We start from the raw sequence: 25,630 nt of genomic DNA, 5'->3' as shown, positions 1-25,630 counted from the left end.
GATCCGTTTTAAATTGGAGGATATACCGATGGTCGGATCTGGGGATTCACGAATTGACTATCGACGCTGACACGGGCGTTAACAAAACTTCAGGTATCGGTGCGATTCAAGGCCGTTGCTTCTACGAGTTCGACGGCGGTGGATGCGAAAATGATCCGCTGGTGGTGCCCGGCGCTGGAACGAATTACAGCGCTATGTAAAAAGCTACGCGCTTATAGCGGACGCGCCGCCGAATACGAATATCAGCAATATGCGCTGGTATTCGGACGGTAGCAGCGGTCTGGACCGGCGTCGCGTACGGCTAAGAACTTCTGGGAACCACCTTTGGAACGCACCTGGCTAACACGGCGATGAGCGGTGGCTCCAGTCTATTCGGCTATACATCCGGCTCTCCGCTGGATGGAGACGGAACGGATACGGGGCCAGCTCGTCCCGGCGGACGATAACACGTATGTAGGGGATATCATCGAGTTGCAGATTAGCGTGGTGCCCACCGCTACCAACGGCGCGCTGACTGCTGAGACGTCACCTGGCGTTTGGCGAAGTGTAGATGATCCTCCTACAAGACCGTTCATGGTTTCGAGGCAGAGTCGCCGGACGGAACCTCGATGACATCCGGCGGCGACATAGCCGGTGCGGTGAGAGCTCTTGATTCCTGCAAATTCCACTCATTGCCAAGGTACATATTCTCGGATAAAGTCTTTATCCGGCGATTCATGCGGGCGTTCAAGCGGTCGGTGGTTGGAGGGATTCGACAAGCAGGCTTACTTCGTTTGAGAGATCGAGCGACAAATCAGCGATAGCAGAATCGCGGCAAGGTCGGCACGGGATGAAAAAGGTATTGTGCTGGCCACTGAAAAGGCCGAACCTGAAAAAGCCGGTGAAAGGTGATGAATACATGCAAGCGGGTCTGTATGGAATCTTGCCGGCTCATGTCCGTCACTCGGACGGAACAAGCCTGATTACTCCACCAGATTTTTTGAGCTGTATCTCTAGGAAATCACGCCATAACATGCACGATGGGGAAAAGCCGGTCAATTCTAAGAACGATCCCACAGACTCCAGACGGTACAGACCGGCAATTCTTCCACCATGACGATTGGTTGCGTACCGGGGAAACCATTATTGCGCATACCGCGTCATTGTGGGTGAATCATCGTGACCGATTCAACTCTACCTTGGAACGTTGGTTGACGATAGGGAACTAGCTTAGATCAGACCTATGGCGTGCGAATATAAAGTGTTGCGGAAGGGGCAACATCTAGCGTGATCTTGACGCATCGCGTATCCACTTCCACCACGGGCGCGGGTTGATCTGGGACGACGATATTGATCGATCGTGATTGGCTTCCCAGAAGGCTCTTTGGTGACGATGATGAAGGTACTCACGCAGGATATAGAAATAGCTGGTATCGCGGAGCCCGAAATTTCTGTAGCGACAGCACAACAAAACGGACCTTTTAGATGATAGTCAACAAGCGACAGCTTGCGGATATTCTCGGAACCACTGAAGAAACGCTGACTCAGTGGGCAAAACAGGGTATGCCGATCCTGCTTAAAAGACTGGGCAGGGAGGGCAATCAATACGAGACGGCGGCTGTTATTTCTTGGCTGGATGCTCGCCAAAAATCAGATGAACCCCCTACCGACTACGATACGGAGCGGACGCGAAAGGTAAAGCTGGAGGCCGATATTCTTGCCTTGGAGAAAGCACAACTCGAAGGCCACTTAATCCCCTCCGAGAAGGTAGAAGCATCTTGGATTGGAATGATTTCGGCTTTCCGGGCTAAGATGATTGCGATCCCCTACAAATACGCGCCACTGGTGGCCGGAAAGTCGTTTATTGAGGTCGAAACGCTACTCACAGACGCAATCCATACCGCGCTAGAAGAACTCTACCATGACAATGACATGGGAAATTGCCTTAAATCGGACCTCGAAATCGGCGCTCAAAGCGATCAAACCGCCACCGAAACTGACGGTCAGCGAGTGGGCGAATCAATATCTCCAACTGAGTGCTGAGGATAGCGCCGAACCGGGACAGTTCTCCACGGATCGCGCCCCATACCAAAAAGGCATTATGGACGCGGTATCCGAGAGAGGAATCCATACCGTCGTCGTCAAAAGCAGCGCGCAAATCGGGAAAACTGCGATTCTGAAAGCGATTATCGGCTTTCATGTCGATCAAGACCCCGCGCCTATTCTCATGCTCCAACCTACGGAGCACATGGCAGAGGCGTTCTCGAAAGACCGCCTTGCGCCGATGATTCGAGACACTCCAGCGCTCAAGGATAAGATAGCCGATCCACGCTCCCGCGATTCTGGCAACTCCATCCTGCACAAACGATTCGCTGGCGGGCACCTCACGCTTGCCGGGTCGAATTCTCCCGCTGGCCTCGCCAGCCGACCGATTCGCATCGTATTGTGCGATGAAGTAGACCGATACCCAGCGAGTGCCGGCAGTGAAGGCGACCCTGTTAATTTAGCGATCAAGCGCACCGCTACATTTTGGAATCGTCGCATTGTCCTGACCTCAACGCCAACGATTAAGGGCGCTTCTCGTATCGATATGGCGTATGAGAATAGCGACCAACGCCATTTTTACGTGCCTTGCCCGCATTGCGGAACATTCCACATATTCAAGTGGGAGAACTGCCGATGGCCTCCCGGTGAGCCTGATCGAGCGATCATGGTGTGCCCGGAATGCGCTGTCGAAATCGAGGAAAGTCACAAGCCGCGAATCTGCTGGCAATGGGAGAATGGCGAGCTGAAATGCCTTTTAACGGCGTCGCCGGGTTCCATATCAACGAACTCTATAGCCCATGGCGAAAATGGGCTGACATTGCGAGAGAGTTTCTATTTGCAAAGCAAGACCCGCAATTGCTCAAGACTTGGGTCAATACCAGCTTGGGAGAATCGTGGGAGGAAGACGCTGAAAAGGCCGACCCTGACTCACTGATGGGGCGTCGCGAGCATTACGGCAAGGATCAAATACCCGAAAGAATTTTGTATTTGACCGCTGGCGTGGACGTGCAAGGGGACCGACTGGAGGCTGAGATTGTCGGGTGGCGAGCATCGTCGCGGGATGAAGCGCCAGAATCGTGGGGCATTGAATATCGGGTATTCCATGGCGATCCAGCCAAAAATGAAGTATGGAATGACCTCGATGAATTCTTGCTAGGCATCTACAAGACCGAAACGGGCCGAAGACTGCGCGTCATGGCTGGTTGTGTGGATTCTGGCGGGCATCATACCGCACAGGTCTACGCATTTTGCGGCGCACGGATTGGTCGGCATATCTACCCAACAAAGGGAATGCCTGGAGCGAAGCCAATCTGGACGCCAAAAGCCGCAAAGAGTAAAAAATACAATGCGAATGTTTGGCATGTTGGCGCTGATTCAGGAAAAGACGCATGGTATGCACGGCTCAAGATTAAGGAGGCCGGTCCAGGCTATTGCCATTTTCCGCTAGATTATGATAAACATTATTTTGAAATGCTAACTTCAGAACAGGTTAGAACGAAATACATTAAGGGCCGGCCCATTCGAGAATGGTTTCTGCCCGCAAACAGCAGGAATGAGGCGCTGGATATTCGCGTTTTGGCGCTGGCGGCTTTACTGGCAAGGCCGATTGATTGGGCCGCAATCAATCATTCTCGGCCTATTCATTCCGCTCCTGCTCCCAAAGCCACAATCCGCACTGGCAACAGTTCATTCATCCGACGACAAACAGGAACTCCATGGATAAGATAAAATGGCAACATCCGACCGGAAACACTCCTAAAACCGTTGCGCTGGTTGCGCTAGGGCAGTCCCGCGACGTTTATGCGGGCGCATGGCTTCAGAACGATCTATCGGAAGCCGTCACAACCTGTGATGAGATTTGGACGCTGAATCGTGGCGTCAATGTTTTTAACCACGATTTGTTGTTTGTGATGGACCACATTCAAGGCGAAGCGGATAAGTTCCCGCGTTACGGCGCTAGCCTTTGGAAGCACAACAAGCCGATTATTACGAGCGACAACTCGGACGGCTGGCCCAATCACGTATATCGGTATCCGTTGAATGAGATTTGGGATTGGTTGAGAAAGAATATCCAGCCGCAACACTCGAACTGGTGGCACAATTCGCTAGCGTATATCGTGGTCTATGCGGCTTTCATCGGCGTCAAGGAGTTGCGGGTCTTCGGCGCAGATTATGCCGACCACAAAAACGGCGCGGTCGAAGATGGCCACGTCAACGTGGCCTACTGGGTAGGCGTGATGGAGCGCGCTGGCCTTGTGTGCATGGCTCCAGAACAATCCGGTTTTCTGGGCATCAATCAGCGCGGGTTCGTCTACGGGTACAAAGACAATCCGCTGGTGATTCCAGCCAATCGCGCCCGCTTCCGGGCGATGACTGGCCAAGGCGGGACCGAAGAAACCACGGCGCTCCTATCCGGAGAGCGGCAAGTGGCCGAGACGCTGGAAGAGATACAGCCGGATCATCGATACCGCTATGCTTTTGCAGCCAGCAAGGTGCACGGCATGGTCATTGATTGCGGGTCTGGTATCGGCTACGGCAGCCTTATCATGGCGCAACAGCCTGCTGTTGATACTATCATCGCTCTTGAACATAGCCGAGAGAGTATTGACTACGCTGAATCACATTATGACCACAAGAAAATATACTACTCTCAGGAAGAGCTGGATGGGCGGTGTCTTCATGAAAGATATAGGACCGGATACGCAGCCAACTGGGCGGTTGCTTTCGAGCTGATCGAGCACCTTCACGACCCGAAGCCGCTCCTTCAGTCGCTACCCGCTGACCGGCTGCTGATCAGCGTCCCCAACGAAAATGTGGTGCCCTATTCGCCGGAAACCGCACCGTTTCATCAACGGCATTACACCCCTTTCCAGTTGCAAGAACTTTTGACGGAAACCGGGTGGAAGGCGGTCAAGACATGGGGCCAGCACGGGCCAATGTCTGACGTTGTGGAATTTGACGAAAACTGCCGGACGATCATTGTCGAGGCCGAACGATGGCGCGATTCATCGAATACCAGCAACATCGATGGCGATTCATAGACCTTGCACGATCCCATCACATTAGCCCTGGAGCGCTCTACCATCGGCTAGAGCGTTTCGGTGAGACTGCAACGGGTATCGCCCGCGCCTTGGCTACAGGGATTATGTCCAGGGAGCAAGCCGGAAAGCGCGGAAAAGAGAATAATCACTTTTATTGCAATCGCGGGTATTGCAAAGATTAATCCGATTTCCTATATTGTAATCGCGCTATATTCGGCGCTTACAGAAAGGTAATGTAATGGATTTGACGATGGCAACAACTGATGAACTACTGGTTCAGGCAAAAGAAATCGAGGCCGAGCTATTGAAGCGTCTCGATGAAGAGCTTGCAAAGCTCGATGCTCGCCGCGCCGAACTGCTAGCGATGAAGCCGCCCGCGAAGACGGAAGAGAAGAAAAAGCGGGTTAAGTCTTCGCGGCCCGCGAAGTTTCGCAATCCTGGAAATCCAGAACAGACCTGGACCGGGCGCGGTAAAGCGCCAGCGTGGGTGGATGTGGTGGGGCGTGAAGCCTGTTTGATTCCGGTGGAGGGGTAAGCAATGATTCAAGCACGCGAATATGGGGAAAATGACATTATGGGTCCAGCGCCGCAATCCATCGATCATCGGCGCCATATCGTTCTGCCGCCGTTGGACTATATGAACTTCGGCGATCTTCGGTATATCGCCGATTCCATCGATGAATATGGCCGAGAGGTCCAGGCGATGCTGGAACAGAAGCGCGAAGAGCGCATCGCGGAACTGAAAGCCCAAGTCGAAGCCGACAAGGCCAGAACGGCGGCAACTGAAGCCGAACTCGCCGCGCTGTGTCCGGCACCGGTGAAGATGGCCAACCCGTCAAAGCCGAAGTATCAAGACCCAGCGAAGCCCGAATGCACCTGGGCCGGGAAAGGCAAGCAACCCGGTTGGTTGAAGGAAAAGCTGGAAGCCGGTGCCAGCTTGGAGGATTTCTTGATCGATCAGCCGACCACGCTGGGTTCGCCGGACGATCCGGGTTTTTGATCGACACGTCGCATATCCAGACCCGCCCCATTGCGGGTTTTTTAATGCCTTGCTTTTAAGTTTTGACTGATACTCTTATTTGTTTTATGCTTGCACAATCCAATCACTTGAGATAGGATAAACAGCGATGCTGATAGATACGAAGGAAGCGAGCCGAAGGCTAGGCGTATGTCGGACACGAGTCCAGCAACTGCTAATCGCCGGTCGCATACCGGGCGCTAAAAAGATAGGAGGGGAAATGCGGGGAACATGGGTTATTGAAGTTTCTGATGATGGACCGCCTTGCGTATTGCCTCATAGGAATAAAAGGGGGTAAGCATGGAATTCCATGAGATTGCAAACATTCTCCCCATGGAGAAAGGTTCGATTGCATCATTGGCCGCAGACATCACAAAAAACGGTCAACAGATACCGATTGAACTGTACGATGGGAAGATACTGGACGGCAGGCGGCGATGGCAGGCTTGCGCGCTCGCCGGCGTTGCACCGAAAACGGTCGAGGTGAATCCTGATGATCCGGTTGGCTATGTGAAGTCGCTGAACGTCTATCGCCGTCACCTTACCCCATCGCAGCTTTCCATGGTCGCCGCCCGCTTCCGGGGCTACTACGACAAGCAGGCGAGGGAGCGGCAGGGTCACGGCCAGACGGCCCCCGGTCAAACGCTTCCGGTAAATTTACCGGAAGCGATCAAGAAGTCCAGCGATGCCCGCGATGCCGCCGGGAAGGAGTTTGGAGTGTCTGGGAAGAGCGTCGATCATGCGACGAAGGTCTTGGAGAAAGGTGTGCCAGAACTGATTGAGGCTGTCGAGGAGGGGCGGATAGCGGTATCGACGGCGGCGATACTGGCCAACGAACCGGAAGAGGTGCAGAGAGACAAGGCAACGAAGGCGAAAAGAACCTACACGGCAAATAGGGGGGGCGGCACCAAAACGCCGCAAACCGCCAAGCGGCATGTTGTTGTGAACGGCGAGGTTTACGATGCCCCAAGATACGGAGTCATGGCTATCGAACAACTAAAGCGCATCAAGAAAGAAGACCCCAACCGGGATAGCGCCCTGGATGGGGTCATAAAGTGGATCGAAAAAAACCGTTAAGAGGTAATTGTATCATGGCAAACATTCAGGAAACTACTAACTACGACCGGTTTGAATTGTTTGACTTCAACCGGGACATTGGCAAGACCACGGCGCTTGAGCGGTCCATGCTGGCCTATGGCTGGCTTGATCCGTACCCGATGCACGTTGTTAAAAACGGCAGCGGAAAGCTGAAGATCAAGGCTGGGCATCATCGATTCCACGTTGCCAGAAAACTTGGAATTCCCTGCAAGTACGTGGTTGCCGAAGATCAGGGAGAGACGATCCAAGAACTCGAAGTCGCTACGCGGCCTTGGACCTTACAAGACTATCTGGCCAGCTATTGCCGAGTTGGCAGCGAACACTATATCAAGGTCAAGAATTATCTTGAATTGACCGGGATACCTATTCAATGCGCCATCGCCATGCTGGCAGGACAAACAACCGCAAATGGCAACCAGAACAACAGGTTTAAGGCTGGAACTTATAAGGTTTCCGACGAAAAACACGCCTATGATGTCGCGTTTTTGGCGATTTCTTGCGCGGAGCATGGCGTAAGGTTCGCAAGACATTTTGCATTCGTGCAGGCTTTATCGTCAGTTTGCAGGGTTGATGGATTTGACAAGGATATATTTATTTCTAGGGTCAAGGCCCATTCTGGGATGATGACCGCGCAGGTGTCAAGGGATGCTTATCTTGTGGTTATTGAGCAGGTCTACAATTACGGCGGCAGGAAGACCCGGATACCGCTTGCATTTTTGGCTAAAGAGGCGGCTAATCGCCGAAACGCGGTAAAAAATCCCAAGAAGTAGGGCTGCTTTTAAATGTGAGAAATCCTCACAGTTAAACTTGCAGCACCGTCCATGCAGCCCGCTCTCGTAGCGGGTTTTTTGATGCTTGACATTCCATTTTTTTGTGTTGTAAGCATGGAATGTCAATATTTACCGGTATCCCCGTAGCAACCTTGCAAACGTGGCTGAGCGATGCTCAGACCGCGATGCAGGAACTTGCCATCGGCAAGCGCGCGGTCACAATTGCGACCGGCGACAAGCGCCTATCGTTCTCCCCAGCAGAACTCCCCCGACTCAAAGCCTATATCGGGCAACTCCAAGCGGCCATCGCTGAGGCCACGGGATCGGCAACTGGGAAGCCCTACGCGGTGGCGACATGGACGCGCTAACCCGTCTGATTGCCTACGTTGCGCCGTCCTGGGCGGCTTCCCGGATGCTGGCACTCGGACGGCTGGCCAGCGCAAAACGCTACTACGACGCCGCCACCGCTACCTCTCAGCATCCAAGGCGCGGCAACTCGGCAAGCGCGGATGCTGTCATGGACCGCGCCAAGGGCAACTTGCGCGAGTATGGCCGGTGGCTGGACGAAAACCACGATCTAGCGATTGGCATCCTTGACGATCTGGTAACGAACATCATCGGCGCGGGCGCAGGTATCGAGCCGATGGCCAGAAATGCGCGCACTCGCGATCCGGCGACGGACCTCAATAAGCAGCTTGCCGAGTTGTGGGAAGAGTTTTGGCAATACCCAGAAGTGACCGGCGAACTTCCAGGCAGCGAAATGGAGCGGATTGTCTGTCGCTCTTTTCTTCGGGATGGAGAGGTATTTGCTCAACACGTCAATAAGCCCGTTGCGCCGTACACCAGCCGAATCCCTTATGCGCTGGAATGGCTCGAATCTGATTTTGTGCCCTTCGATCTAACCGACGCATCTCGGCTGATCGTTCACGGCGTGCAAAAAGACGGCTGGGGTCGCGCGATTGGCTATTACGTTCTCAAGCAGCATCCCGGCTCACTGATTCTTCCCGGCTCAAGATTCGATACGGTTTTTCTTCGCGCCGAAAACGTGGTGCACCTTAAATTGGTGAAACGGCTACACCAAACGCGCGGTGTATCTATTTTCCATGGCGTGCTGACCCGGCTGGATGATCTGAAAGATTACGAAGAGAGCGAGCGAATTGCCGCGCGAGTTGCCGCCGCACTCACTGCTTTCATCAAGCGCGATTCGGCGCTATCGGATACCGTCACTACGACTGGCGAAGAGAGCCAAACCGGGAGCCGTTCATTTTCAATGGAACCTGGTTTAATCTTCGACGGATTACAGCCGGGTGAGGATGTCGGCGTTATCGACTCGAAACGCCCGAATCCGAATCTTGAGCTATTCCGCAATTCACAACTGCGGGCCATTGCGTCCGGGACCGGCACGAGATTTTCCAGTATCGCCAAGAACTACAACGGCACGTATTCCGCGCAACGGCAAGAACTGGTTGAGACGGTTGCGCATTATCGCCGTATCTTTGACTACCTTCGCGAGAAATTCTATTTGCCGGTCTGGCGTCGATTTATTGATGCGTCTCGGCTTTCCGGTCTGTTGCGCGTACCGGCCGGCGTTGATGAGATGAGTCTCTATCGTCCTGAAATCCGCCCGCCGCAAATCCCGTGGATCGATCCAAAGAAAGAAATCGAAGCATTTCAAGCCATGGTCGAGGCCGGCTTTAGAAGCAGACAGCAGGTTATTAGAGACTTGGGCGGAGACCCAGCAACGGTTGACGCGCAGCTTATGGCCGACCCGCTGGACGTGCGCCCGCCGCTGGATTCGCAGCCGAAACAGCAAACGCCACAAGAGGCTCCAGTACAGGATCAAGCGGCATGAGTACAAGAGACCTAAGCGCGTTGCAAGATGGCCGCTTTGAGCGGTTTGCAACGCTAGATTTGCGGGAAGCCAATCTCGAAAGCCGAACCGTTCCCGCGTCGCTATCCAGCGAATCGCCAGTTGATCGATTCTTTGGCCGAGAGATTCTTGTTCACGATTCAGACGCCGTTGATTTGAGTCGGGCCGGCGATGGATTGCCGCTGCTATGGAATCACAATACCGATGAGCCAATCGGCGTGGTGGAGCGAATTAAAATCAAGGATGGAAAATTGCGTGGCGTCTTGCGGTTTTCAAATAACAAGAAAGCCATTGAAGTATTTAATGATGTGCGTGACGGGTTTTTAAAGAATATCTCTATTGGCTATCAAGTCAACAAATTTGAAGAACAAGCAAATAGTAACGACATCCGCGTGACTGGATGGACGCTACTTGAATCAAGTGTCGTAACGGTGCCGGCGGACGCATCCGTTGGAATTAATCGGTCTTTAAGTGGAGTTAATGCAATGGCTGATGAAACTCAAACGCCGGCTGTCGAAGTCGGGACTACTGATAATCATGGCGCTGGCACTGATCCGGTTGTGCCGATTCGTCAAATCGATGCCATACGCGCTAAAGCAGTTCTGGATGAGCGCAATCGACTGAAAGAAATCGATGGCATCTTTGCTAATCCAATTGTCCCCCGTGATTCGGTGTATGACGGCATTCGAGCGCAAGCGCTGAATGAAGGATGGAGCGCCGATCAAACTCGCAAGATTGTGATGGAGACGCTGGGCGGCGAAGCGGAACCGGCTTCCAACCAAGGAACCGTGCCTGATGGCGTGCAAGTTTTTGGCGTTGCCAGTCGCGCTCAACCCGCCGCCTCCCCTGCTTATCAGCCGCGACCGTTGGGTGCTGGTGTCCGCATGGGCGAAGATCAGACTGAGAAATTCCGCAACGGATTTACCGAAGCGATGCTTGTGAAAGCCGGCGTCCTGACCGACCGCAAGTCGATTGACGGCGCGCGGGCTGGTGGATTCGTGGGCAAGCGGTTGATCGTGCTCGCTGGCGATTATTGCCGGATGCACGGCATCAACACACAAGCGATGGACGATGACGCCGTAGCCTTTCGCGCGTTGACGTATCGCGCTGCTGGGCAAACCACGTCCGACTTCACCAATATCCTTGCTAATGTCGCTAACAAGTCGCTGCTGAAAGGGTGGGAAGAGGCTCCCGAAACGTGGCAGACCTGGACGCGGCGCGGCACCTTGCCGGATTTCAAGACCGCAGAGATTAGCGGCCTTTCCGGCTTCACCGGCTTGGATGAAGTCCCGGAAGATGGAGACATCACTTACGGCAAGTTCACGGATCGTAAGGAAACGATCAAGCTGGTGAGCTATGCGAAGAAATACCGCATCACTCGCAAGCTGATCATCAACGACGATCTGCGTGCCCTGTCGGCTATTCCCCGCGCAATGGGCCTGGCCGGCAATCGGAAGGTTGGCGACATCACTTATGCGCTGCTGAATGGCACCGGTCCGACTCTGAATCAGGACTCTACGGCGCTTTTCGACACGTCAAGCCATAAGAACTATGTGGCTGCATCCACCGCTCCCACTGTCGCGACGCTGAATACCGCTGCCGTGGCCATGGCTAAGCAGACCGACCCGAACACTAGCGCGGTGCTGAATATCCAGCCACGGTTCCTGATGGTCCCGAAGGCGCTTGAGCACACCGCGCGCGTGCTCATGGCCGCGACTTACGACCCGGCTGGCACTGGGGCAACCTTGCCGCCAAATCCGTTCAGCGGTCGCTACGAGGTCATCACGGATGCCCGGCTCGATGGACAGACTTACGGCACCGCAGCGTGGTATCTGCTGGCTGATCCGAACATCTTCGACACGTTTGAGGTCGCTTTCCTGAATGGCATGGCCGAACCGTACATGCGGGAAAACGAAGAGTGGGATGGTCAAGGCACTAGCTATTTGGTGGGCGTTGACTTCGGCGTGTCCGCGCTCGATTTCCGCGCTGTTCACAAGTATCGCGGCAACTAATCCATTCCATCATGCCGCCCATGATTGGGCGGCTGGTTACTCAGTTTGAGGATACAGTCATGGCTCAAAGTCTTTCTGAAGGCGAAGTTTTCAACTACACGACGAGCGGCGCTGTCGCTAATGGCCAGTTGCTAGTTATCAATCGCATGGTTGGGGTTGCGCTGAATTCAGCCACCGGTGCAGGCCAGAAAATCGCGATTGCGCTGGAAGGTGTATTTCCGCTGGCTGCTGTTGCGACTGGCGCAAAGACGAATGGAAATCGCGTGTTCTATCGCACTACCGGCTCGCAGCTTAAAGCCGCGTTCGCTTCTGGTGTTGCCACTGGCGGAAAGCATACCATCGGCACGGTTTGGGAAACCGCTACCGCCGCATCCACGACTTGCAAAGTCAGGCTGATCGGCGGTCCTATGGGAGTGCTGGCGTGATGCGCGGCAATATCACGGCATGGGCGTATCTCAACAATGGGTCTGAAGCTCTGGCGACTGAGCTTTATTCGATCTTCGGTTGGGAGTAACCCATGTCGGATTTTAGCGACTTGATGAACGGGACTGCTGTTCCACTGATCAAGTCGTTCTTTGGAGATGCGGCGACTTATACGGTTGATTCCACGGATGATGAATTAACCGTGGTCGCTATCGTCGATAAAGACGTAGTGAATCCACTAACCGAAGCCACGTCAGCTATTGAGAAGCAGACGATCATTACGATTGCAATCGCTGATCTTGCTGGAAACATACCGCGTCGAAATGACGTGATTACCATAGGATCGGATCGATATATCGTGCTGAAACGTGACTCCGATGATGGCTATTTTTCTCGGATTATCGTAAGGGCTGGCGATGATTGAAGTTGAAGTCAACGAACAGCAACTGAATGAAGTACGTGAGCGCCTTGCTTATATCAAGAACGGCGCAACCAAGGCGCTCTATCGCGGGTTGAATAAAACGGCTTCACGCGCAAGAACGAGATTTTCTCAGGAAATAGCAAAGCAAGTTAATTTGTCGTCTAGCAAGATCAAGAGCAAATTGGATGGGCCGGCACAACTATTTAACAATCGCGCTAACTCGAATCAGCTTAGGGCTATTTTATCGAGCAAGAAAACTGGAACACGAATGGAGAATTTTTTAACGTCTCTATTTCCATTTCGTGCTGGTAGGCCGTCTGATCCGATTGTCGTTAAAGTCAAAAAGACACCCGTCAAAATATTAAGCGGATTCTGGGTTCCCGCAAAGAATAGCGGCGGATACCTCATTGCAGTTAGGAATGAGGTATTGCGCTCTCAAGGTATGAAGAACGCCATTAATCCGAATAGCCGGTTACCTTATACCGTGCTATATGGCCCAGGTCCAGGGCAGATGTTTGAATCGGTCACTACCGACTTAGGGACAGAGTTGAGCGAATATTTGCAGAAAGCGATCGACGCAGAGACAAGTTGGCTGATTCAAAAAAATCCGCCTCCCGCTGGTGATGGCACGGGTGAAGACTAATGGCAACCGCCAAACGTGAACTCGCAATAGCCGCGCTAGCAACTCGATTGAAAGCAACCCGTAATCCCTATCCACAGGATTACGACGAAACGCCTTTTTATGCGCTGATCGAGGGAGAGGAAACGGTTTTAAGTCGCGACTATGATGATGTTTTAGTGGTCGCCAGCTTAACTGTCGAGGCGATTAATCGTTACGACGAAGACGCCAGCCGAACCACGGCTGCTAATTCACTTCTTGCTTATTTGATTTCAACGGCACTTGGCACCGATCCGACGCTGGGCGGGTTGGCTGAAGATTTGACGTATACCGGCGGAGCAACTCTTTTTTCTGAAACTGGCAGTGTACTAATAGGCGCTGTTGCTCGGTTTGATTTGACTTATCGGCATATCGCCGGTAGCCCTTATTGATGGAGAAACATCATGGCCATTTTGACCACTCAAACGATTGAATACGAGAGCGCCGCTAGTCAGCAGGCATTCGCCGCGCTAACAGATTCTGGCGACCATGCTATTTTCACCGCAACGTCTACGCCGTGGAGTCAAGCGAGCGGCTATGAGCCGGTGATTGGTCCGTACGGCGTCATTAATGGCGGCGCGGTTATTCCAGCAGTCAGTACTACTAATGACATGGTTGATGCCGCTGCTGTCGTTTTGATGGCTCCCGGCATGACGGGCGCGAGTGCGACCACTGGGCAGATTACCGTTGCCGCTGATACTGATTTGACTTGCACACGCGGGTCTTCGACGAACACGCATATCATCAACAGCATCACGGTGAACTCCAGCGGCGCTTATGCTGTTGTCGCCGGAACGGCAACGACTGCGCATTCCGAGACGCGCGGCGCTTCCGGTGGTCCTCCATTTATTCCGGTCGGCTCAATCGAGGTGGCTCAAGTGCGCTTAACCTCGATTACCGCAGCGCCGATTACCGCTGATGAAATCTATCAAGTCGTCGGCACTCATCAAGAGCGTTATGACTATCCCGTGTATTCTGTGGATTACTTGCGCGGTAGACTCACATTCGCCGCCGCGCTCCCGCTGATTCATACCGGGTCCGTGGCGAAGTCGGTACGCGTTCGAGTGGCGACCCCTGTTTTTGCGGAAATCGCTAACTCTCGCGATTGGGTGCCGGCGGAGACTTCCAATACCACAAATTCCGAATCTTATTATGATGGGAACGTGGGTTCTGTATCGTCCAGTTTGGGCCAAGCCAGCTTTACCGCCGCGCTGCAATCCGGCGTCACGGACGGCATTCTGAGCAAGGTCGGGCAAAAGCTGATCTTCCGGTTTAAGCCGTCGCGCTCTGGTTCCGCGTATCAGTTGACCCAAGGCGTACTTGGCGTGGCGCGCACGTTCGGCGTGAAGAGTTCCCCGCAAGGGTCTTTCACGGTATCTCCGGAACAGGCCAGCGTAGACTTTACTGGACTCTAAGATATGAGCTTCGATCTTGAGCGATTCCGGTCTTGTGCATCGCAACTATCGCCACGGACGGCGGAAGTTTCGGTCGATGATCTGGCCCACTGGTTCCCTGAAGACGCCAAGCCGATATGGACGGTGCGCGGATTGACGGGCGTGGAGATTGCCACGGCAAACGACGCACAGGGCCGTGCAAGGCTCTATGCGGCGACTGTCGAGGCGCTGGCTAGTGCGGCACACTCCAGACAAAGCCGACGCGCTGAAAAAGCTCTTCGGGGCCGATGGGGAACCTCCCGAAGACCTTTCCAAGCGGTTCGATCATTTGGTCTTCGGGAGCGTCGATCCGAAGATTGCGCGCGAAGACGCTATTCGGCTATTTGCTCTATACCCGGTTGTCGGGTATCAGCTTACCAATAAAATCCTTGAGCTTACCGGGCTTGGGCCAGATTTGGGAAAAGTGCCGCGCTCTACGGAATCCCCGATGTCGTGATGGCTTTGCAGCTTTGCGATATGAAAGGGCGATTTCTCTTTGAGTGTCGCCCTGATTTATTTCCGCAAGGACAATTGACAACGGTAGAGTGCGAGCTATGGGGAATGTATTATGAAGATAAGGCAAGAGCGATAAAATAATGGCTGACCTGCAAAGCGTTGTCGAGCTTATTTTTCGTGGGACTGATGAGGTCACTCAGACCGCAAATAAGGTCGGGAAGAGCTTACAAGACCTAAATAACTCTGTTGGAGATATTACAGAGCCATTCGCAAAGCTATCCGATAAGCTGGCTATTGTTCAGGCGGCGTTTATTGCGGTTGCCGGCGTTATTGGCGGACTCGCTTATAACGAATCCGTTAAGTTTCAGTCATCACTGCTTGATCTTCAAAAACAACTAGATGATAGCGAGGGAAAAGCAAGACAGTTCGCGGACGCAATTAACGAAGTTGCGCTCAAATATGGGCAGAACGCCAATCAAGTCGCAACGGCCACCGCTGATTTTAAAGCGGCTGGATTTTCAATCAGCGATAGCTTAACTCTTGTCCAATCAGCACTTGATTTGTCTATTGCTGGCGGAGTGAATTTCGATCAAGCCGTTAAAATCATCAATGGCTCTCTCGCTGGATTCCAGGTTGCCAACGAAGATGCAATTAGCGTATCAAAACGATTCTCAGATGTTATCAATAAAACGGCTGACCTTACCAAGTCTTCCTTTACTGAATTAGCACAAGGCTTCTCTGATCTGTCGCCGGTTGCTAAATTGGCCGGATTATCGTTTGAAGATACCGCCGCGCTACTTTCAAAAGTTATCGACGTTTTTGGTAGTGGGTCAGAAGCGGCAAACGCGCTAGGCTCGTCATTCGTTAATTTGCGCAATCCTACTGAAGCCATGGCGGCGCAAATGATTGATCTTGGCGTTAAGTTTGATTCCGCCGGGAAACCCATAGGAACTATTAAAGAGCTTCTCGATACGATTGTTCCAAACTTTATTAAACTCACTAACGAGCAACAATCATCGGCAGCGGCAACGCTCTTTGGTAAAGAGCAATACGATAAGATGATTCCAGTCTTAACTGCCTGGAATGACACCATGAAATTATCCGCCCAAATCACGAAAGAGGCGGGAGGGAGTATCGATAAGGAGGTAAATCTACGATTACAGTCTGCACAACAAATCATTGCGTCAACCAATGAGTCTTTCCGCCAATTACTGACCAGTCTTGGCGATAAGTTTGAAGTTAATACGACCGGCGTTATTTCATCGCTTGGCGCTCTTGCGATTGAATTCAAAAAGACCATCGAAGCGGGTTCTCTTGATCCGTTGTTTGAGTTATTGAATCCGCAACTGGCTGAGCTTGAAAATATCTTTCGGACTGTTGCAAGAAATCTTCCTGATGCTCTATCACAAGTTGATTTTCAGCCGCTTGTTAATTCTTTAAAAGCACTTGGCGAGCAAGGCAAGGCTGCGTTTGAAGCCTTGTTTGGCGATATTGACATTAGCACACCAGACAAACTAGCCGAGTCTATCCAGCGGGTTGTTGACGCAATATCAGGAATTGTTAGAATAACCGCTGGAGAACTAGGCGGGTTAAAACCATTTCTGGAAGGAATTAATAAACTAGCCACGGCATTTAAGGATGCAACGCCGGAAGCGCAAGGATTTATCGGGACCATTATCGGTTTTGGGTCTGGACTGAATACCGCAACAGGATTTTTAGATACCGCGCTTTTGTCGTTTATCGCATTCGGAAGCAAGGTCACACCAGCACTAGCGGCGCTCAAAGCGGAGGCGTTGCTAGCAGCGGCGGCTATCACAGGTCCAGCCGGTATAGCGGTTGCGCTTGGCGTTGCGGCGGGCGCTATTGCGCAATTCCTGATTCCTGCCGATAAGCTGGCGGATTGGTCATGGCCGGATTGGCTAGCCGGGTATGAGGGCGCGTCAGCCGGAACCGCCGCTGCCGACATTGCCGATGGGTTTGTTGCGCTAAAAAATCGGGTAGACGAATGGATTGGAACATCTAAAGAGCTTGAGAATAATGCCCCATCAACCATAAAAGTAACCAGTTTTGACGGCGCTATATCGGAAATCGCGCGATATGAACAAAGCATAAGAGACGCCGATAAAGAATATACCGATCTTGTTAACTTCCTCGCAAAGCCGGTCCCGGTTAGTTCATGGGATGGCATACTAGCGCAACTCAACAAGATTGACGAAAAGACAAAAGACGCCAATGATTCGACAAAAAAATATATCGGCACACTGGAAGGATTGCCGGAATTAAAACTGCCTGATAACGTCAAGGTAGAACAATATCGCACGAATATTGAAGGCGTCGTCGCCGCAAATGGCGCGCTAGTCACTTCGTACAGTAGTATTGACGGTAAGACCGTAAAAGCCACTGGCGCTTTTGCCGCCGTCTCTACCGCCGCAGAAGATAATGCGAAGAAAGTAGAAAAGGCGACGAAAGAAGCCGATAGCTTCCGCATTAAAATGGAGGAAATAGCCAGTAACGAAAGAATCAAGAACATCGAGGCGTTTGTTACTCTGAATGTAGCTAACCTGGAAGCGCAAACTAAGCAAGTCGAAGCCGCGTTTTCGAGCATTAATGAAACGATTAGCGGGACCGGCGACTTGTTAGGTTCGCTATTCGGATCATTAGGCAGTGCCGATACATACACAAAGCTGCAAATAACAGAACAAATCGATCTTGAGAACAAGCGACGCGAAGCAGCGCTTGAACTGCAAAAGCAACTCACGAAAGCCACGATTGAAAAGATTCAAGCAGAGACTCGGAGAATAGAACGAGGCGACGCGCTGATTACTGTCGAAGCCGCCGGCTTGGAACCTCACCTAGAAGCAATCTGGTTCCAGATTATGAAATACATTCGTGTTCGCGTTAATTCTGATGCCGAACAATTCCTGTTGGGGTCAGTATGATTTCAATTGCCGCTATAACGTATGATCCAAACGGGATCATACTATTACATGATGTAAAGGTGAATAACCCATATTCAGCGAGTCGCCGGGGCAGCGTCGTTGACACCTTGGACGGCGCGGTCTCTGTGTACGATACCGGTTTTTCAGAATCCGATCAAACACTCACGATTGATGTCGTCAATCCATCGCTGGATATTCTTCAAAAACTCAAATACCTCATCAGCCACTACAGCCAGGTTTCTCTCTCTTGCGAAGCTGGTATCTTCAAAGTCATTCTTGCGACCGCCGTCAATAAAAATAAGCTCAATATCAGCGCTCGCGTCATCGCTAAACTGGACGGAACATCATGACTGCCGCAATGTACTGGTACGATCACTCATGGAAACTCATTAACACGGGCGGACTTGATCTGGACACCTCGGAACTCCGTATTCGTCTAGTCACTTCTGGCTATACATTCAATTCAGCGCACACGCAATGGGACAACGGCGCGAATGACAGCACAGACCCAAGCTATAATGAGTTGACTACTACTGGAGGTTATACGGTTGGCGGAAAGCAACTTACGACGCCCGTGGTCACGAATTCAAATATCGATTACGATGATTTAACCTGGACATCGCTAACCGCTACATTCCGACATGTTATTTGTGTCGCGGTTGGGACTTTCGGAGGCGTGACGAATCCGGTTGTTTTTAGAATGCTCCCCAACTCCGATGATACGGACGTGATCTCAGTCAGCACGGACTGGTCGATTAATTGGAACGCCATCAATAAGCTCATCTATAAGCCCTAATCATGGCGAAGCCGCTATTAGCAATTGGCTGCGAGGGAGCCTTTAGTCTTGATTATCCTCTCGGACAGAAAATAGACTCATCCGGCAATCCCTACTTGCACGGGAATCGAGTCTATTTCGGTCGCAATACCTCAAACGTATGGGGAATTGTGCTGGGCGATGATGGCAGTCAGTATTGCGCATCTGACCTCAAATATTATACCGATACCGAGAGCCTATCCGCATATTCTGAATATGCGATGACTACGCGCAAGTTCAATCAAGACGGCGATTTGTTATGGTATGCGAATCACGGCGCGGCGTGTTTCGGTATTGCGATTGATGATTCCGAGAATATTTATGTCTATGGCGATGCTGTGAATTCGAGCGGCGCTGTCAGAACGACGCCCGGCGCAACTGGCTATTACAATCTCAGAAAATACAATTCATCAGGTGCATTGCAATGGTCAACAGATACCGGGTATTCATCGCCTCACCTCGATAATCCGTATCCTCGCCCGATAGTCTATCGTGGCGGTTATATTTATGTTGGCGGAACGGCATTCCCCTATACTGAAAACATCCTTGTTAAAATAGACGCATCGGACGGTAGTATCGTTTGGAGTGCCTGCAATGAGTTTAATTCGGCGATTCGCGGCATTGCTGTGGATTCATCCGGGAATGTGTTCATCGCTGGATTTTTCTGGAATACCGGAGTAGTACAGGCAGTTCGTAAATACAACGCCAGTGGTAGTTTTGTCGCTGGCGCAATAGGACCGGTCAACGATAGTAGCTATAACAGCCAAGGCACGGGGATTGTCGAACTATCGAGCGGACACTTTGCGGTCTCTATGACGCCCGTGAGCTTAAGCGGAACGTATTATGTCTTCTACGAATACGATTCCAGTCTAAACTTCATTACCAAGGATTCAGGATTCGGGAATTACACGCTTTCGGCAATTTCCATTGACTCGGATGATACGATTTATGGCGTTCGCGTGGTCCCGTCTGGCGGAAGTTCCGGGCCGGCGACTCGCACGGTGTTTGGTATTGTGGGCTATGCGATTGATTGGCAAGCAACCACGTTTGGCACGAATACTTCAGACGTTGCGGGTAATGCGCTTGGCGCGTTGTGTCTATCGGTTCGAGAAGTCCAGACTCCGGCATTAAGACTGCCTATTCATCTAGGCACTCCGACTATATCAGGAATGGTCTATGTGAGTCCTCCAGGACTAGCGTTAGGATTGTCGCTAGGGATTCCGACGATTACTCGCTATTATGTTGGATTGCCGGTCCCTGTCATTCATCGTCTAGTCTTTGACGATGATGCGTCAATTTCCATTAAACTGAAGTCCATACAGCTGCGTATCTCTGAAACAACCACATCGGCGACTTACGTTTGCGAGATACCGGATGCAGAGTCGCTCACCGCGATTCTGGATCAAATCGGTCATTCCATCACGATCTGGCGCGGCGTCCGATTTAATGACGGAATTGAACAGATCGATCCATGGATTGCAGTTGATTTAAGCGGCGCTTCGGTGGATCGTGGGGGCAAAAACGCCAGTATCACGCTCTACGGAGAATCAGCGACCGTTTATAATTACAATACCATCGCTATTAAGAACGCCGCTTATAGGAATGACAGAAACGGAGAACGGCGTATTCGTTGCGACGTGGATATTTACTTGCGACCTAATGACATTGCCGACCTAGGGAACGGAGAAACGTTTACGGTCAACGAGATTACCATATTTATCGACAAATCATCGTCGATCATGGAGGTATCCGAATGACGAGTTACGTCTATACCGCCGGCATTGCCACCGCAACCAACATCAATATCCGGCGCTATAGCTTTGCTGGATCGTCGATTGATTCTATTTCACGTAGCGCCGCTATATACGGACTCTCCACAGACTCCATAAACAGCTTTTTATACAGTGCTGGCGTCGGCACGGCATCTGGTGGTGATGGAGGACTTAGACAATACTTAAACGGCACATTGCAGTGGAACAAGGACCACGGAACCACTATTTATGCGGTCGCCGCGAATTCCACGGATGTTTGTATCGGTGGCGGGCGCGCAACTGGAATTGACAGCAAGACCACTCGGAAATATAACTCATCGGGTACGTTGTCTTGGTCTGCTGATCACGGCGATTATGTGTTTGCCGTGGCCATGGATTCGGCTGGAAATGTGTACACGGGCGGCAGCGTGTCCAGCAGCATTACGACACGAAAATATAATAGCTCAGGCACTCAACAGTGGACCGCGAATCACGGGGCCACCGTCAACGGCATTGCTGTTGATGATTCAGGAAATGTTTATACGTGCGGCGCATCGAATGGAAGTTATACGATGCGCAAATACAATAGCTCAGGCACTTTGCAATGGTCGGTTGATAATTTTGAAACAGACCGGGCTATTACGGTCGGCGCTGATGGATATATCTACGTTTGCGGATTCGGGTATGTCAAGAAATACAATTCTAGCGGAACAGAAATAACAACGGGAGGATTCCCGATTACGTCTATTCTTGATGTTCGCGCATTAAAGCTCGATCAATCCGGGAATATTTACGTCGCTGGACCCGTCAATAGCAGCAAAACGTTATGGGTGTTTGATTCGTCAGGCAGTTTGTCGTGGTCCGCGAATCATACGGAAAATTGCTATGCGCTGGCGCTATTAGCGCCGCCGCCAGCGGTCATTGTCGAGCCGCCAGGACTAGCTCTGGAATACGGGCTTGGCGTCCCCACGATTCAGGTCTCTGTGCAAGCGCCAAGCCTCGCTCTAGGGCTTGCTCTAGGGATTCCTAACACCACATCAAAGCCACTAGCTCCCGATTTAAGCGCAACTCCAGACTCCAATATCATCTATCGTCTCTATATAACGGGCGGCACACTGATCGAGTATCCTTTTTCCATCATTCAATGCCAACGCCGCTTGGGGCAATCCACCTGGATTGATGTTGTTATTCCTAATGCTTCAACGGCCATACTCGCTGATCTATACGAGAGAAAAGCGAATGATGGGCGATTGGCTATTACGTCGGTTTGCGCGATTCAAACGGCATCGAAACCATGGGCGAATTCCTGCAAGCGCTCATGTGGGACATTGATTCTGATAGGATGCCGAGAACGGGACAAATCAAAGTGCGCGGGAGGCTGATTCCTGTTTCATTCTCACCGCAATCTGTTACACTGACTGGCGTCTATCGAACTGGATTCGACAAAGAACTCAAGCATTTCGCGGAGTGTGATATTAATCCTAATTTGCATCCGAACGACACGGTATTTGACGGAGTGCTATCATGGACTGTGGGTGCTATTGATTACGAGATTACGACAAGACGCGCATGGATGAAGGTAGAAGAGGCGTAGTCATGGGGAAAGCGATCATCTTGTCTGAAACCGGCGGAGGACTCTATAAGATTCGCCCGTTGTATGACACTACAAAATATGATAAAGAGCTTTCAAAACTACAAGAGCAAGAATCCGCTTATGCCGCACTTCTCCTTAAAACCATCAACACGCTTAACTTGCTGAAAGACGATTCGGCGATTGCGGAAGCGGCTTATAACGCCGTGATCGAGCAGTGGAAAAACGACCTTATTTCGAAAGAAAACAGCACCGCTCCATCCTTGACGCCAGACCCGGAAAATGACCCGGAAACCGGGCTTCCATGGGTTGACCCGGATCGTGCGCAAGAATCGCCACTCTTTGACCTAATCAATGCCTACCGCGCAGATCACTCTCTTGACCCGCTCACCCGCGATTCCGACCTAGACGGCGTGTGCCGGGTCCACCTAAGCAACCAAGCCGCGACGGGCGAGACAGGACACATCGGCTACAACCAATCGACACCTGCTGAGCGGGTGCTGTACGTGGGCTACAGCGCCCTTAGCGTCGAAGAGCTACTCAAGTACGGGACCACTAGCCCTAGTGCCACACTGGCCGGCTGGAAGCGCACAACGGCCTATGTGAACGCCCTGCTGTCATCCACCGCCACGGCGGCGGGCGTCGCCTACAAGTACGCGCCGAAAAATCCCGCAACCCATCTCTGGTGCGTACTGATCGTCCAGCCTGACCCGGACCCGCCGCCGGTGACGACCTATACGTTTCCGCCCGATCCGGCGAAGAAAGCCGGGGAGGAGGAACAAGCCAAGCTGGACAAGATCGAAGCGCCGCATACCGACCCGGACGTGCCGAACGGGTTGCAAGACGTGGTTAAAAAGTTCGCGGAAGCGAAGTTGAAGGAACAGGCCGCGCAGAAAGACTATGAGAAGCTGATGGCGGAAAAGATTGCCAGGGTCGCCAGGATCACGGAAATCACGGCGCGTAAGGCGGCCTTGGCGGCGCTTAGCATCGATTGCTGGTGCGCGACCTACACCCTGGGGTTGGCGGTCGGTAAAGAAGTCGCCACGATGGAGGTGCCAGGCTTCTACATCGATGCGTACCAGCAGACATCCGCCACGATTGACGCCGGAACCACATCAGAGCGAGTGGTCATTTACGATGAGCGCTCGCTCAACATCGCGCCCGCTGGAAGCAATTTCGCGCCACACGGCAAGCTGCGGCTGACGGACTCGATCAGCCCGCCCGCCGTGTTCTACCATCTCGCGCTGGAGCCGGGTAAATATAAGTGGAAGCCCTATTGTCGCTACGGAGTGATTACGGCGCTGAATACCAACGCCGGCACATGCTCAGTGACGCTTAATGCTGCTGAATGCCGCAAGCTGCAATCCGAGAAAGATGCTTTTGACTTGAATTCTGCGAACACGCTGACCAACGTCTTGATCGTCTACCCGCCTTGCAACATTGCGGCGTTTGAAATCGGCGATGAGGTGCTTGTCAAGTTCACCGGATTCGACCGGACTAAGCCGACTGTAGTCGGGTTTCGCAGGCTTCCGAGAGATTGCAAAAAGCGTTTTTCTTGGGCGCAGTTCGTGTAGACGCGCTCGCCACGGTCAAGGGCGGGCGCGGTAAGGCGATTGAGGAATTGTTGCGCTAAAGATCAGGATCGTTATCCCACGCCCACTTATCGGCGTCTTCCATCGTATCAAACAGGCCTGCCCATTCGCAGATGGGTAGGCTGTTACTCCATTTTCACCATCCCAAAATGCCGCGCCAGGAAATAATCCTTCTTCCCAGCGGTGCAACTCCGCGTACCATCCAGCGTTTTTGCTCATCGCTTGTCATTCTCGATATGCGATTGTTTATGTTGATCGCACCCCTTGTATTGGTAAGAATCCGGCTCATCGCTAGCCGGATCGACATCGCAGCGGTTTGAATCGCTTCCATGCGAACATCCTCCGCAGTTGTCTTATGCGGCTCGTATACAAGTTGAAGCATGGCCTTGTTGAGTTCTCCGTATTCTTCGCCAAGAACGGCTAGAGCATGGAGCGGATCGGTAGGCCATGTTGGAAATTTATTTATTGCTCTTTCAAGCTCTGCTTTTACTTCTTCTATCAATTGCATGTCTTATTCTCCACTCGACCCAAACCCCAACTCACCGCGCTCGCTGACCACGAACTGATCGACGATTTTGAATTGTGCCCGCACCACCGGTGCGATAATCAGTTGAGCGATACGATCTCCGACATTGATCTTGAATTGATCGTCGCTTCTATTCCAGCACGAGACCAGCAGTTCGCCCTGATAATCGCTATCGATCAGTCCGACCAAGTTTCCAAGCACGATGCCGTTCTTATGGCCGAGTCCGGAACGCGGCAGAATGTACGCAGCTAGCCCTGGATTGCTGATGTAGATTGACAGGCCGGTTTTTTGATAAGCCTTGTTTCATTTGGCCAAATAGTTATCGGCTCATCAATCATCGCCCGCAAATCAAGTCCAGCCGATCCGGGCGTTGCATAGGTCGGCAACGGGAATTCAGTGCCAAGTCGCGAGTCTAGAATTCGAGTTTGGATTTCGTGGTAGTAAAGTGAATTGACATCCTCCCCGGCCTGAAGGCCGGAGATTCCCACGGCGCTCAGGCGCGGCATTGAGCCACCACTGAGTCGCTTCGGCGGGTTCCTGCTGCTGGCGGCCTTACCGCACCGCTCACTTCACAGGCTAACCGGGCGTGTCCAGCCCTAGTACATTTATCGCGCCGACCACATCGGCGTTTTCCTCGAAACCGCAGGCCACACAGGCAAAGCGGGATTGGGTGCGGCGATTGTCCGCCGAGACATGGCCGCAACAAAGGGCAAGTTCGGCTGGTGTTGCGCGGCGGAACGACGATGAGGTGTCCGCCATTCCATGCCAGCTTGTAATCCAGTTGGCGGCGGAACTCCAGGACCAGCCCTGATCGAGAATGGACTTATTCAGGCCCGACTTGGCCCGAACGTTTCTTCCCAGGGCATCTGCCGTGCCTGCCGCCGACTTGGACATGTTCCGCACCTGCAAGTCCTCGATACACACCAGCGAAAACAATTGGCGGTTGAGTTCGGCAGTGCGCGGTTCGCGTGGAATACGGCCCTGTTCGCCCGCCAGCAAGCGCGCTTGCTGCATGGTCGGGCAGACCTGGGCGAGCGGGTGAATCGCAGAACCGGCGAGGTCCGCTGGTCGCGGATACCCGAAGGCACGCCGAAGATGGCCCGGTCAATTGGCGTGACAGCCATTGCTGCTTTAACTAATTGCTCTTTGATTTCTTCAGAAAGATTGTTGCCTTCGAATGCTTTAGCAGCCA

23 protein-coding genes and 3 pseudogenes are annotated in these 25,630 nt (G+C 52.3%); 23 read left to right on the top strand and 3 right to left on the bottom strand.

What is annotated here, in order from left to right:
* The first annotated feature begins 1,464 nt into the window (after positions 1-1,464).
* The 22 genes and pseudogenes from IPK79_14560 to IPK79_14455 all read left to right on the top strand — a co-directional run bounded on the left by IPK79_14560 (position 1,465) and on the right by IPK79_14455 (position 23,894).
* Positions 1,465-2,022 (top strand): annotated as a pseudogene (locus IPK79_14560) (terminase small subunit).
* On the top strand, positions 1,907-2,959 hold the full coding sequence (locus tag IPK79_14555) for a phage terminase large subunit family protein (GenBank protein MBK8191652.1): 1,053 nt from the start codon (positions 1,907-1,909) through the stop codon (positions 2,957-2,959). The pseudogene IPK79_14560 and the gene IPK79_14555 overlap by 116 nt, the downstream one beginning before the upstream one ends.
* A 781-nt stretch (positions 2,960-3,740) precedes the next feature.
* On the top strand, positions 3,741-5,066 hold the full coding sequence (locus tag IPK79_14550) for a hypothetical protein (GenBank protein MBK8191651.1): 1,326 nt from the start codon (positions 3,741-3,743) through the stop codon (positions 5,064-5,066).
* A 238-nt stretch (positions 5,067-5,304) separates the two neighbouring features.
* Positions 5,305-5,601, top strand: a complete 297-nt coding sequence (locus IPK79_14545; GenBank protein ID MBK8191650.1) for an H-NS histone family protein — start codon at positions 5,305-5,307, stop codon at positions 5,599-5,601.
* A 3-nt stretch (positions 5,602-5,604) separates the two neighbouring features.
* Positions 5,605-6,066 (top strand): H-NS histone family protein, encoded by a 462-nt coding sequence (locus IPK79_14540; protein MBK8191649.1) that lies wholly within the window; start codon positions 5,605-5,607, stop codon positions 6,064-6,066.
* 318 nt (positions 6,067-6,384) lie between these two features.
* The gene (locus IPK79_14535; protein ID MBK8191648.1) at positions 6,385-7,161 is read left to right on the top strand and encodes a ParB N-terminal domain-containing protein; all 777 of its coding nucleotides are present in this window, start codon (positions 6,385-6,387) and stop codon (positions 7,159-7,161) included.
* A gap of 14 nt (positions 7,162-7,175) precedes the next feature.
* Entirely contained in the window at positions 7,176-7,952 is a 777-nt protein-coding gene (locus IPK79_14530) for a hypothetical protein (protein ID MBK8191647.1), read from the top strand.
* 119 nt (positions 7,953-8,071) lie between these two features.
* The gene (locus IPK79_14525) at positions 8,072-8,320 is read left to right on the top strand and encodes a hypothetical protein (protein MBK8191646.1); all 249 of its coding nucleotides are present in this window, start codon (positions 8,072-8,074) and stop codon (positions 8,318-8,320) included.
* On the top strand, positions 8,308-9,804 hold the full coding sequence (locus IPK79_14520) for a phage portal protein (GenBank protein MBK8191645.1): 1,497 nt from the start codon (positions 8,308-8,310) through the stop codon (positions 9,802-9,804). The genes IPK79_14525 and IPK79_14520 overlap by 13 nt, the downstream gene beginning before the upstream one ends.
* Positions 9,801-11,834 (top strand): HK97 family phage prohead protease, encoded by a 2,034-nt coding sequence (locus tag IPK79_14515; GenBank protein ID MBK8191644.1) that lies wholly within the window; start codon positions 9,801-9,803, stop codon positions 11,832-11,834. Before IPK79_14520 ends, IPK79_14515 begins: the two co-directional genes overlap by 4 nt.
* A 59-nt stretch (positions 11,835-11,893) precedes the next feature.
* A complete protein-coding gene (locus IPK79_14510; GenBank protein ID MBK8191643.1) occupies positions 11,894-12,259 on the top strand; it encodes a DUF2190 family protein in 366 nt (121 codons plus the stop codon).
* A 92-nt stretch (positions 12,260-12,351) separates the two neighbouring features.
* Entirely contained in the window at positions 12,352-12,681 is a 330-nt protein-coding gene (locus IPK79_14505) for a hypothetical protein (protein MBK8191642.1), read from the top strand.
* A complete protein-coding gene (locus tag IPK79_14500) occupies positions 12,674-13,321 on the top strand; it encodes a hypothetical protein (protein MBK8191641.1) in 648 nt (215 codons plus the stop codon). The genes IPK79_14505 and IPK79_14500 overlap by 8 nt, the downstream gene beginning before the upstream one ends.
* Positions 13,321-13,728, top strand: coding sequence for a hypothetical protein (locus IPK79_14495; GenBank protein ID MBK8191640.1), 408 nt, complete (start codon positions 13,321-13,323; stop codon positions 13,726-13,728). Before IPK79_14500 ends, IPK79_14495 begins: the two co-directional genes overlap by 1 nt.
* 12 nt (positions 13,729-13,740) lie before the next feature.
* Entirely contained in the window at positions 13,741-14,751 is a 1,011-nt protein-coding gene (locus tag IPK79_14490; protein MBK8191639.1) for a hypothetical protein, read from the top strand.
* Between the two features lie 214 nt (positions 14,752-14,965).
* Positions 14,966-15,226 carry a hypothetical protein gene (locus IPK79_14485; protein ID MBK8191638.1) on the top strand — a complete coding sequence of 87 codons (261 nt, stop codon included), beginning with the start codon at positions 14,966-14,968 and terminating at the stop codon, positions 15,224-15,226.
* A gap of 139 nt (positions 15,227-15,365) precedes the next feature.
* A complete protein-coding gene (locus IPK79_14480; GenBank protein ID MBK8191637.1) occupies positions 15,366-18,164 on the top strand; it encodes a phage tail tape measure protein in 2,799 nt (932 codons plus the stop codon).
* Entirely contained in the window at positions 18,161-18,514 is a 354-nt protein-coding gene (locus IPK79_14475) for a hypothetical protein (protein ID MBK8191636.1), read from the top strand. The genes IPK79_14480 and IPK79_14475 overlap by 4 nt, the downstream gene beginning before the upstream one ends.
* Entirely contained in the window at positions 18,511-18,960 is a 450-nt protein-coding gene (locus tag IPK79_14470) for a hypothetical protein (GenBank protein MBK8191635.1), read from the top strand. Before IPK79_14475 ends, IPK79_14470 begins: the two co-directional genes overlap by 4 nt.
* Positions 18,961-18,962: 2 nt before the next feature.
* Positions 18,963-20,735 (top strand): hypothetical protein, encoded by a 1,773-nt coding sequence (locus IPK79_14465; protein MBK8191634.1) that lies wholly within the window; start codon positions 18,963-18,965, stop codon positions 20,733-20,735.
* Positions 20,732-22,111 (top strand): SBBP repeat-containing protein, encoded by a 1,380-nt coding sequence (locus IPK79_14460; protein ID MBK8191633.1) that lies wholly within the window; start codon positions 20,732-20,734, stop codon positions 22,109-22,111. The genes IPK79_14465 and IPK79_14460 overlap by 4 nt, the downstream gene beginning before the upstream one ends.
* 214 nt (positions 22,112-22,325) lie before the next feature.
* On the top strand, positions 22,326-23,894 hold the full coding sequence (locus IPK79_14455; GenBank protein MBK8191632.1) for a CAP domain-containing protein: 1,569 nt from the start codon (positions 22,326-22,328) through the stop codon (positions 23,892-23,894).
* Between the two features lie 154 nt (positions 23,895-24,048).
* Here the strand turns inward: IPK79_14455 and IPK79_14450 are convergent, their stop codons facing one another.
* The 3 genes and pseudogenes from IPK79_14450 to IPK79_14440 all read right to left on the bottom strand — a co-directional run bounded on the left by IPK79_14450 (position 24,049) and on the right by IPK79_14440 (position 25,332).
* Positions 24,049-24,420, bottom strand: a complete 372-nt coding sequence (locus tag IPK79_14450; protein ID MBK8191631.1) for a hypothetical protein — start codon at positions 24,418-24,420, stop codon at positions 24,049-24,051.
* Between the two features lie 3 nt (positions 24,421-24,423).
* Positions 24,424-24,944: pseudogene (gene dut / locus IPK79_14445) on the bottom strand (dUTP diphosphatase).
* Positions 24,932-25,332: pseudogene (locus IPK79_14440) on the bottom strand (transposase). Before IPK79_14440 ends, dut begins: the two co-directional pseudogenes overlap by 13 nt.
* A gap of 42 nt (positions 25,333-25,374) precedes the next feature.
* Between IPK79_14440 and IPK79_14435 the strand changes: the two are divergent.
* A partial coding sequence (locus IPK79_14435; GenBank protein MBK8191630.1) for a hypothetical protein occupies positions 25,375-25,630 on the top strand: 256 nt, incomplete at its 3' end.

The sequence above is a fragment of the Vampirovibrionales bacterium genome (assembly GCA_016712355.1).
Lineage (GTDB): Bacteria > Cyanobacteriota > Vampirovibrionia > Vampirovibrionales > Vampirovibrionaceae > JADJRF01.
This window is presented reverse-complemented; position numbering and strand designations above follow the sequence as displayed.